The 1,692-nt window shown below is 72.3% G+C and carries 2 protein-coding genes; both read right to left on the reverse strand.

The annotated features are described in order from the left end of the window. A partial coding sequence (locus VLI41_RS10930; protein WP_325268105.1) for a TetR/AcrR family transcriptional regulator occupies positions 1-525 on the reverse strand: 525 nt, incomplete at its 3' end. A gap of 64 nt (positions 526-589) precedes the next feature. Beyond that, a partial coding sequence (locus VLI41_RS10935; RefSeq protein WP_325268106.1) for a carbohydrate porin occupies positions 590-1,692 on the reverse strand: 1,103 nt, incomplete at its 5' end.

Raw genomic sequence — 1,692 nt, forward strand, 5'->3', positions numbered from 1 at the left:
GATGACGCTGATCAGCAGCGGGGAGATGAGCTGCAGGGCGTAGATCCTGGCGTCTCCGCCCCTGACCTCGCCACGGGCCTGGGCCGCCGTCACCGCATCGGCGAGCGCGCCCAGCGCCTGGGCCACCAGCCGGTCGTGCCAGACGCGGGCGAGGTCCGGGAAATTGCCAGCCTCGCCGATCACCATCTTGATCACCCCGCCCACCGGCAGGGTGTCGAGCAGGATCGCGATCCGGTCGGGGACTTGGCGGATGAGGTCCGGGAACGGGCCGGGATGGGCCGCGATCATCGCCCGCACGGCCTGGATGTTGGGGGCGATCGCCTGCTCGACGACGGCGTGGAACAGGTCCTGCTTGGTTTCGAAATAGAGGTAGAGGGCGCCCTTGGACACCCCGGCGCGGGCTGCGATCTCCTCCAGCCGCGCCGCGGCGAAGCCCTTTTCGGCGAACACCGCCAGCGCCGCCGCCACGATCTCGGCCGGCCGGTCGGCCTTGCGGCGGCGGAATTTGGGGTCCGCGGAGGGCATGACCGCTCCAGATAACTGACCAGTCAGTCAGTAATACAGACAGCCGACGTGTGCAATATCGTCGCTAGAGCCCAGCCTCGAGCTGCACGCCCACGACCAGCGCATTGCGGCCGCCGCTCTTGCCGCCCGGCGAGATCACCCACTGCACGTCGGGCCTGAACCCGAGGTGCTCGTTGACCGCCCAGCGGTAGTTCGCCTCGATCAGGCTCTCGTGGCCGCGGAAGGGGCTCGTTCTGCTGAACTCACCGGAGGTCGCGCCCAGCGACACGGAATCCGACGGCCGAGCGGGATTGAACCCCTGCCAGGTGATCCCGCCCATCAGGAACAGCGGCTCGAGGCTGCGGTCGCGGCGCGGCGCGGCCTGCAGCATGGCGAAGCCGCTGAGGCTCTCGCCCTTCTCCGCCGCCGGCCGTTCGAGCCACAGATACCACCCCCCGTTGCCGCGCACCGTGCGCCCATCGAAGGTCTGGAACCGCGCGCTGTCGCCATAGCCGCCGAGGCCCGCGCGGAAGCCGCCGCCCACCGGCGCGACCGCCTCGCCGAACCCCAGCACGCCGTCGGCGGGATGGAAGCCGAGCTCGACGCCATGCCTGGCGAGCGTCGTCCGCCGCGGATCCGACAACAGCGCTCCGCCGCGCAGCTCCACGGGAGCCCCGGTCCACGTGCCCCAGGCGCCCCAGGTCGCCGCCGGCGTCGCCGCCCGGCCGGGATCATTGAGCGTGATCGCCCCGCCGTTGGACGAGAAGGCGGAGTTCACGAACTGCCCCATGCCGGCAGCGCCGGGCAGGGCGTCGCCGGCCGAGAGCCGCCCGGCCTGGAACGTCACCGCCTCGGACTGGTAGCTCGCCTTCGCCTCGTAGAGCCACAGGCCGTCGCCGGTGTTGAACGGGCCCTGCACACCCTGTACGTCGCCGATCGCGCGCGCCGAGAGGTTCGCGCCGGCTGTCCAGGCGCCCTGCACGGTCCAGCTCCAGCCGCCGCCGATCGGCCCCGTGAAGCCCGCCGCGAGCGCGTGCGCATAGGTCCCCGAGCTCGAGCGGCCGCCCGCCGCGACGGCGTCCCAGTCGCCGAGATAGCTGAACAGCGGCCTCGCCCCGGCCGTCTGGGCCAGCGCGCGCACCGGCGCGGCCATGGCGACGACGGCGAGAAACACGGGCAGCGCGCGTG

It is taken from the genome of Phenylobacterium sp. (assembly GCF_035475775.1).
Lineage (GTDB): Bacteria > Pseudomonadota > Alphaproteobacteria > Caulobacterales > Caulobacteraceae > Phenylobacterium.